At 68.9% G+C, this 8,440-nt stretch carries 6 protein-coding genes and 1 pseudogene; 2 read left to right on the plus strand and 5 right to left on the minus strand.

The genetic code is table 11. The features are described 5' to 3' along the window. The 5 genes and pseudogenes from FNH09_RS42190 to FNH09_RS42210 all read right to left on the minus strand — a co-directional run. Positions 1-719, minus strand: a pseudogene (locus FNH09_RS42190) (hypothetical protein); the annotation flags it as partial. A 12-nt stretch (positions 720-731) separates the two neighbouring features. Further along, entirely contained in the window at positions 732-875 is a 144-nt protein-coding gene (locus FNH09_RS47935) for a DUF6760 family protein (RefSeq protein ID WP_099935404.1), read from the minus strand. After that, a complete protein-coding gene (locus FNH09_RS42200) occupies positions 872-1,357 on the minus strand; it encodes a hypothetical protein (RefSeq protein ID WP_202919871.1) in 486 nt (161 codons plus the stop codon). The genes FNH09_RS47935 and FNH09_RS42200 overlap by 4 nt, the downstream gene beginning before the upstream one ends. After that, positions 1,357-1,800, minus strand: a complete 444-nt coding sequence (locus tag FNH09_RS42205; protein WP_152895158.1) for a phage tail protein — start codon at positions 1,798-1,800, stop codon at positions 1,357-1,359. The genes FNH09_RS42200 and FNH09_RS42205 overlap by 1 nt, the downstream gene beginning before the upstream one ends. A gap of 106 nt (positions 1,801-1,906) precedes the next feature. Then, positions 1,907-3,481 (minus strand): phage tail sheath family protein, encoded by a 1,575-nt coding sequence (locus FNH09_RS42210; RefSeq protein ID WP_152895159.1) that lies wholly within the window; start codon positions 3,479-3,481, stop codon positions 1,907-1,909. A 180-nt stretch (positions 3,482-3,661) separates the two neighbouring features. On the opposite strand from FNH09_RS42210, the gene FNH09_RS47940 reads away from it, so the two are divergent. Further along, positions 3,662-7,693 (plus strand): hypothetical protein, encoded by a 4,032-nt coding sequence (locus tag FNH09_RS47940; protein WP_202919872.1) that lies wholly within the window; start codon positions 3,662-3,664, stop codon positions 7,691-7,693. Position 7,694: 1 nt separating this feature from the next. After that, positions 7,695-8,252 carry a hypothetical protein gene (locus FNH09_RS42220; protein ID WP_152895160.1) on the plus strand — a complete coding sequence of 186 codons (558 nt, stop codon included), beginning with the start codon at positions 7,695-7,697 and terminating at the stop codon, positions 8,250-8,252. The last annotated feature ends 188 nt before the right edge of the window (positions 8,253-8,440 follow it).

Genomic DNA, 8,440 nt, shown 5'->3' on the forward strand with positions numbered 1-8,440 from the left:
GGTGCGGGCGCCGCCGGAGCGGACGGCACACGCATGACCATCAGCGGGGCGGGCGGTGCCGAGTCCCGCCCGGGGCCGCTCGACGCGACGGTGATCCGCTGAAGCGGCACCACGGGAAGCGGCGCCGTTCCGAAGGAGGTCGGAGCCGGCCCGTGGTCCGCGTGACGCGCGGTGTCCCCGGCCGGGGACACCGACCGCAGGACGACCGGACCGTCCGTGCCGGGCGGGTCACCTGGCCGGGCCGCGGCCCCTATGGCATCCCCCTGCCGGTCACCGGCCCCATGGGCGACGGCCGAGGCCGCGCCTGGCGCGCCCGCCCACGCAGACGCCGAATCCCGCACGCCCCGCGGTATGTCGAAGGCGTGCGCCCGGGGGCCTGTGCCCGTCCGCTGCACCGGCAGCGTGGGTTCCGCCAGCCCGTGGGCGACGCCGGACGGCGCCAGCGCGCTGACCAGATGGCCGAGCGGTCCGGTGACCGTCGGGTCCTGCCAGGTGCCCAGCCGCCGGCCGAACCCGCCGGGGTCGCTGACCAGCCCCAGGGGCGTGCTCAGCGCCCGCTGCACGACGGGCGCCGACCGCCATCCGCCCGTGACCTCCGTGTCCGTCGCCGCCTCCGGGGCGGGGGATGTCGTCCCGGCGTCGGCGTCGGCTCGCGTTGCGGGCTGCACGGCACCCCGCGAGCCGTCACCGCTCCTCGTCAGCCAGGACAGCAGTCCCATCTCGGTGTCCTCTCACCGCCCGTTGAGACGGGCGATCTGCTCGACGTACCGCTGCCGTTCGGGGTGTTCCAGATCGAGCAGCTCTTCCAGCGGCCAGTGGAAGTGATAGGCCAGGTACGCGATCTCCTCGTAGAGGCGCTCGACCGCGTACGTCACGATTCCCCCAGGCGGCCCCCGGCGAGGTCCACCGCGAAGTGTTCCTGGCAGGAGGGGCAGGTGACCGCGGCGCGGGTGTGGCCCTCCGCGTTGATCCGCCGGTAGAAGTCCTGGAGGAAGGCGAGGTCCGAGGCGAACAGGTCCTCCACGATGCCCGCGTGGACGTCCTCGATGGTGCCCAGCCGGGTGATCACCCGGGCGATCAGCACCACCGACAGGTACGCGGAGTTCTCCCGCACCCGGTCGTCGCGCAGCGGGATGAGCTCGTCCCGGGCGGTGGCCAGCCGCATCACACCGTGCCGGTGCACGGTGCCGGAGTCGTCCACGTACCCCCGGGGCAGTTCGAAGGCGAACTCGGTGCGGAGCGTGTCACGCCCCGCACCGCTCGCGCTCTCGCCCGCTCCCCCGGTGTGGTCCTGCCCCAGTACGTCCGGGAGCGGCGGTGCCGCCTGCCGCGTCTGGGCGGGCATGGTCCTGCGCATCACTCAACTTCCATGCTCTCGTACGTGATCGAGAGCTTCTCGGTGAGGACGGAGGTGTCGCCCGCCTTGAGGGTGCCGATCTCCAGCGACTTCGGCCAGGCGTTGACCAGCTGGTAACGCTTGATCGCGCTGCCCTCGTAGTCGTAGACGATGATCGCGCCGTTCTTGCGGGCGTCGGTCATCTTCCCGAACCGGGACGACTTGATCCAGGTCTCGAAGCTGTTGTCCTCGGTCAGACCGCGGGTGACGGTGACCTCGCCGGCCTTGGGCCGGCCCGGCAGCTTCTTGATGGCGTACTTTCCGTCGGCGGTGTTCTGCTTGAGCTCGATGACGTCCTGTTCCATCTTCAGACCGCTGACCTCGGTGATCTGCTTGATCACCACGCCGTCGAACTCCAGCCCGAAGGAGTGGCCGACAGAACTGTCAAGATCGGGAAGTGCCATCCCAGCCTCCTAGGCTCATCGTGTGGGGAACGGCGGTTCTCCACCGCCCCGGGACCGATCGGCGGGCGGCCCACTGCCGTGGGGCCGTGACCCGCCTGTCGTTGTCCTACTCGTCGACCGATCCCGTGCCGCCCGACAGCTGTGCCAGCCGGAACACCACGAACTCAGCGGGCTTGACCGGAGCGACCCCGACCTCACAGATGACCTGGCCGGAATCGATGCTCTCGGCGGGGTTGGTCTCCCGGTCGCACTTGACGTAGAAGGCCTCGTCCGGGGTCAGCCCGAACAGCGCGCCCTTGCGCCACTCGTTGACCAGGAACGCCGAGATGGTGCGCCGGATACGTGCCCACAGGGCGTCGTCGTTCGGTTCGAAGACGACCCACTGGGTGCCCGTCAGGATCGACTCCTCAAGGTAGTTGAAGAGCCGACGTACGTTCAGGTAGCGCCAGGCGGCGTCGGAGGAAAGGGTGCGGGCGCCCCACACCCGGATGCCGCGGCCCGGGAAGGCGCGGACGCAGTTGACGCCGATAGGGTTCAGCAGGTCGTGCTCGCCCTTGGTGATCTGTGTCTGGAGGCCGACCGCGCCCCGCAGGACCTCGTTCGCCGGCGCCTTGTGCACACCGCGCGAGGCGTCGTTGCGCGCCCACACACCGGCGATGTGCCCGCTCGGCGGGACGAAGCTGTTGCGGCCGACCGACGGGTCGAAGACCTTGACCCACGGGTAGTACAGCGTGGCGAACTTCGAGTCGAAGCCGGCCGTGTCCATCCGCCAGTTCTTGATCTGCTGCGGCGACAGCCCGGGGGGAGCGTCCAGGATCGCGACCCGGTCGCCCATCAGCTCGCAGTGGGCGATCAGGGCCTGCTGTACCGAGATGACGGTCTCGGCGTCCAGGATGCCGCGCTGGTGAGCGCTCATCAGGTCGGGCACGGACACCATCGTGATCTCGTCGATGGCCTCAAGCCCGCCGAAGCCGGTCCGCTGGTCCGCGTCACCGATGTAGTCGTCGGCCGACAGCTCGATGGTGCCGGACCCGGCCGGAGCGGGGGCCGCGGCGGCCCCGGCCGCGAGGACGACCGCACCGGTGTCGGGCTTGGTCGACGCGGCGGCGCGGCTGACCTCCTCCAGGGCGATGAGCTGCGACTTCTCCTTGACCTTGGTGACGACGTTGTCCTTGCCGCGGCGGGCGGACACCGAGGGGTAGGTCTCCTTCTCCTCCCCGTCCACCTTGATCACCAGCTTGAACGCCTCGTTCGGCGGCGCCTCGCCCTCGGCCGCGCCGACCTCGACGGTGATCTCACCGGTGACGCCCGGCAGCGCCCGGACCCGGAACCCGCCGAGCAGCGCCTCGGCCGCGGACCCACCGCCCGCCGTCCCTGCGGCGGCCCCGCCCGGCAGTTGCCCCGCGACGCCGTCCCCGCTGCCGCCGATCCGGACGACGTAGCAGTTCCCGCCCCCGTTGGCGAAGTAGCCGTACACGGCGGACGCCAGGTAGGAACCCTCGACGAAGTCGCCGAAGACCCCCACGTACTGGCTCCAGTTGGTGACGAGCGTCGGCTCGTTCAGGGGCCCTTGCGGGGCGAAGCCGAGAAACGCGGCGACCGAGGTCCCCACTCCCTCGATCGGTCGTGCCCCGGCCTCCACTTCTTCGACGTAGACGCCCGGGGACAGATACGACGGCATACCCACTCCTCCTTGACCAGCGGCCGAAGCTGATTCTCACTCCGGTTTCGATCACCCGGAACGCGCCGTCGGGCCGCGCCGCGGTGCACAGCCCGCTGCCCGATGAGGCAAGTCGCCCTTCCCCCGGCCGTACCCACCGTCCTCGTGTACGCGTGGCCGCGAACCCCGACGCTTTCGGCCATGAAGGCCGTGCCGGACAAAAAGACCAGCGCGAAGACCGGCGCGCCGCCGGCCCGTCCGGCGGCCCCTGCCCAGACCCAGGCCCGACCCGCCGTCGAGGCCGACTCGCCCACCACGGTGGCCGGGCCGGAGACCGCACCTGCCGCGGGCCTCGCCCCGCAGCAGCTGCGCCTGCTCCAGGCACGGGCGGGGAACGCGGCGGTGGCCAGACTGGTCGCACAGCGCCAGACCGCGGCTCCACCGGCCACGAACGCCCCTGCCCCGTCCTCCGCGGAGGCCCCAGCTCCGCCGGTCAAGCCGCCGCCGTCCGCGTCGCCCGCCTTCCAGGACCTGAAGTCCGAGGTGCGGGCGAAGAAGACCGCGGCCTCCCGGCACGCTCCCGCCGCAGCGGAGTCGAAGGCCGCGCAGGACGCCGCCGTCGCCCCGCCGGACGACAAGCAGGCCCAGGGCAAGGCCGCGCAGGCCGAGAAGATGAACGCCGCCAAGCCCGGCACCTTCGACAAGGCCGCCTTCGTCGCCGCCGTCAACCAGGCCATCGCGGCGCAGGCTCCGAAGAACCTCGACGAGGCCGACCACTTCTCCGGGTCCGGCAAGGCGGCGGCCGTCAAGGATCAGGTCAGCGGCCAGGTCAGCCAGGGCAAGGCCGCCTCCGCCAAGGAGATCGACACCACCACCAAGGCGGCCCCGGACCTGTCCAAGGCCCAGGACAAGCCGGTCACCCCGCTCACCCCCGACGCTCCCCCGCCGGTCCCCGGCACCCCGAACCCGGCGGGCGCGGTCCCGGCCAGGCAGCCGGACGCGGTCACCGACTTCTCGGGCGGGCCTCGGCAGATCAATCAGCAGATGGCCGACGCCGAGGTCACCGAGGACCAGCTCGCCAAGAGCAACGAGCCCCAGTTCACCGGTGCACTGGCGGCGAAGAAGGAGGGCGAGCAGCACTCCGCGGCGGCACCGGGACAGGCTCGCGGCGCCGAGGCCAAGCAGCTCGCCGCCGCCAAGCAGGGCGCGGCGGCGACCGGCGCGCAGGCCATGACCGGCCTGGCCGCCGCCCGCACCGCCACCGGCAAGCAGGTCGACGGCGGCAAGAGCTCCACCAAGTCCGCCGACGAGCGCAGACGCGCCGAGGTCACCGCCCGTCTTCAGAAGGTCTTCGACGGCACCAAGACGGATGTGGAGGCGACGCTCTCCGGGCTGGACAAGCTCGTCGACGAGCGGTTCACGGCCGGTGAGAAGGCCGCGCGGGACGCCTTCATGGCGGACCAGAAGCGCCGGATGGACGCCTACAAGGACAAGCGGTACTCGGGCTGGTCCGGCAAGCTCAAGTGGGTCAAGGACAAGTTCGCGGGCCTGCCGGCCGAGGCCAACGCCCTCTTCCAGGAGTCCCGCAAGCTCTACGTCGCGCAGATGCAGCAGGTCATCTCCTCCATCGCCGACCTCATCGGCACCGAACTGGGCAAGGCGAAGGACCGCATCGCGCGCGGCCGGGCCGAGCTCCGGGCGGAGGTCGACAAGCTCCCCGCCGACCTGAAGAAGTTCGGCACTCAGGCAGCCAAGGACTTCACGGAGAAGTTCGACGGGCTGGACGCCGACGTCAACGCGAAGTCGGACCAACTGGTCCAGGACCTCGCCCAGAAGTACACCCAGGCGCTGAACTCGGTCGACGACGAGATCAAGAAGCTCCAGGAGGAGAACAAGGGCCTGATCGCCAAGGCCAAGGACGCCGTCGTCGGTGTCATCCAAACCATCATCGAACTGAAGAACCTGCTGCTCGGCGTCCTGGCGAAGGCCGCCTCCGCGGTAATGAAGATCATCAAGGATCCCATCGGGTTCCTCGGCAACCTGGTCAGCGCGGTGGGCGCCGGTCTCCGGCAGTTCGTCGGCAACATCGCCGAACACCTGAAGAAGGGCCTGGTCTCCTGGCTGCTGGGCGCGGCCGCCGGTGCCGGCCTCACCCTGCCGGCCAAGTTCGACCTCAAGGGCATCATCCAGCTCCTGGCCGGCCTGCTGGGGCTGACCTGGGGCAACATCCGCGCCCGCATCACCCGCAAGGGCGTCCCCGACCAGGCGGTCACCGCGGCCGAACAGTCCGTCCCCGTCGCCCAAGCCATCCAGAAGGAGGGCCCGGCCGGTGCCGTCGAGCACATCAAGGAGTCCGTCGGCGACCTGAAGTCGACGATCCTCCAGAAACTCACCGCCTACCTGATCCCCACCGTCATCGTCGCCGGCATCAGCTGGATCGTCTCGCTCCTCACCCCGGCCTCCGCCTTCGTCCGCGCGGTCAAGGGGATCATCGACATCGTCACGTTCGTGGTGACCCAAGGCGGCCAGATCATCCAGTTCGTCAACTCGATACTGGACGCGGTCGTCGCCATCGCCAACGGCGGCGGAGGCGGCGTCCCCGCCCTGATCGAAGGCGCCCTCGCCGCCTCCATCCCCGTCCTCCTCGGCTTCCTCGCCTCCCTGCTGGGCATCGGCAACCTCGCGGGCAAGGTCCGCCAGGTCTTCACCGCGGTCGCCAAGCCGGTCAACAAGGCCATCGACAAGATCGTCGACTTCATCGCGAAGGCGGCGAAGAAGCTGTGGGGCAGGGTCAAGGCGGCCGGCAAGAAGGTCAAGGACAAGTTCAGCGGCAAGGACAAGAGCAGAACGAAGAGCAAGGAGGGCAAGGACGAAGCGGCCGCGCTTGCAGACGCGGACCGGGCACTCTCCAGGGCCGGCTCCCACGACGCGGCGGCGACGGGCGTCCGCGCCGTGGAACACAAACACGATGTGCCGCTCCGTCTGGTCGTGGATTCCAAGACGCCGGAGGGCGAGGTGGTGCACGTCCAGACGGCCCGGACCCCGCAGCACACCCTCCGCGACGAGAATCAGACGCGCGACGAGATCAAGACAGCGATGCGCGACAAGCACAACAACACGCTCATCGAGCAGGTGCACCCGTACTGGTGGAACACATACATCAGCAAGATCCGAACCGGCCCCCTGCCGAGTTCACCTCCCCTGTTCTCGCTTTCCGACCTCAACGGAACGGACAGTGCCGCACGGGCGCTCACTCAGACGGACAGTTTCGTCCAGCCGCTTCTCGACTACTTCAAGGGAAACCGGAAGACGGCGGGCGCGAACGATTTCTACAGCCATGTGTTCGGCACGCAGAACCCCCAGCGGAAAGCGTTCCTCCAGGCTCTCGGGTCACCCGTGCCGGCGGAACTGAAGAAGCTGGCCGCGAGCCGACTGCCGGGGATCGCCGACGAGGCCTTCCGGACGAGTCTGGAAACGGGTATCAACCAGCTCGGGCCAGGCAGTTACAAGGTCGGTGTCTCGCCCTACGGACAGTTCGACCTGCCGACCCTGCGGCAGAAGGAACACTCGGACTACTTCCCGGAGAACATCAAAGTCCTCGTCGAGGGCGACACGGTCACCACCACGTACACGACGCGGGCCGGCAAGAACTTCACCGTGGTCGAGAAAGGCAAAGACCGCTCGGAGTCGCTCACCGTGACGGGCCACGACCTGAATCTCAAGCCCAGCGGAGCTCCGCGGGGCATCACGCAGACTCCGGCCGGCTTCGTGGAGGGCGAGGAGTTCAACCGGGCGCACGGCATCGCCGACATGTTCGGCGGATCCGGGTTCCGGGAAGGCCTGAACCTGGTGTCGACAAGCGACCATTACAACAAGCAGATCCAGGGCGCGGTGGAGAGATCGATCGAACAGAACATCCAGGTGTTCGCCTTGCAGCACGGAAGGGACGTAGGCGAGGTGTCGATGGATCTCACGGTCACCATCACGTTCGGAATGCTGGTCGGCGACATTCTCAAAGCCCGGGTCACGAGCCTGCCGTGGTACAAGGAGGCTGATCCGGAGTCGCAGCAACGGTTCCTGGATCTCCTGCAGAAGGTGTCCAATCCTCCGATCCGGAGGGCGGAACAGACGAAGTACGAGTACGTTCTCAAAGCCGACGGCAAGACCCAGACCTACAGCCCGCCTCCGGTCGGAGCCGACGTGTGGCTCTTCGTGAGAAAGAGTGAGAGCTGACGTGAACATCGACGATGCCGTGGCCTTCTTCCGGGAGTTCCTCACCGCGCTGTACGAGCAGGACGTCGCCAACCTCACGGAGCCCGACGATCAGCTCGAGCAGCGGGTCGCGCGGACGGAGAGCTTCATGTACTCCTCGCCCGGCACCAGCATGACGTCCCCCTTCATGCGTCCTCGAAGTCTGCCGGCCGATGAACTGGCCGAGATCGCGGCGAAGGCGTCGACACCGGTGCGCCGCCCGTTGTACCTGGTCGTGGAGTACGACGTGCCGGGGTGGGGCACCTGCTTCACGGCCGACGTCGGCGGCGGTGAGGAGACCAACTACATCGCCTACGGATACCAGTACAGGGCGATGGAGGTCGACGGAGAGCCGAAGATCGTCGCGCAGTACGGGATCGACTTCTACGCCGAGGGGCTCGCTTGGGAGAACATCGCGGGAGCGGTGATCGAGCCCCTCGGCGATCCGGTCGCAGTCCGTGCCTTGGAGGAGCCTCGCATTCCGCGTGACAGGGACTACTACCAGGGCATCGTCGCGTCGGCCCCGCAGGACGGCGCCTAGTAGGGCTTGGTCAGATTCACTCGTGGTTGGAGTGTCTGCTGGTGGGTTGGTGTCGTTGGGATGGTGTGACACCTGAGGAGATGGCCGGGGTCCGTGAGGACTTGGAGGCGTTCGCGGCGGATCTGTTCGACGGGTTCTTCCGTGCGGATCAGCGGCGGTGGGGGCAGGCGTATGTGCGGGGGCTGTTG

The sequence above is a fragment of the Streptomyces adustus genome, from assembly GCF_009377175.1.
Classification (GTDB): domain Bacteria; phylum Actinomycetota; class Actinomycetes; order Streptomycetales; family Streptomycetaceae; genus Streptomyces; species Streptomyces adustus.

What these genes read in the sequence shown, in the direction of transcription:
- FNH09_RS42200 (WP_202919871.1), bottom strand. Translation starts at nt 1,357, where the DNA reads ATGCGCAGGACCATGCCCGCCCAGACGCGGCAGGCGGCACCGCCGCTC.
- FNH09_RS42205 (WP_152895158.1), bottom strand. Translation starts at nt 1,800, where the DNA reads ATGGCACTTCCCGATCTTGACAGTTCTGTCGGCCACTCCTTCGGGCTG.
- FNH09_RS42210 (WP_152895159.1), bottom strand. Translation starts at nt 3,481, where the DNA reads ATGCCGTCGTATCTGTCCCCGGGCGTCTACGTCGAAGAAGTGGAGGCC.
- FNH09_RS47940 (WP_202919872.1), top strand. Translation starts at nt 3,662, where the DNA reads ATGAAGGCCGTGCCGGACAAAAAGACCAGCGCGAAGACCGGCGCGCCG.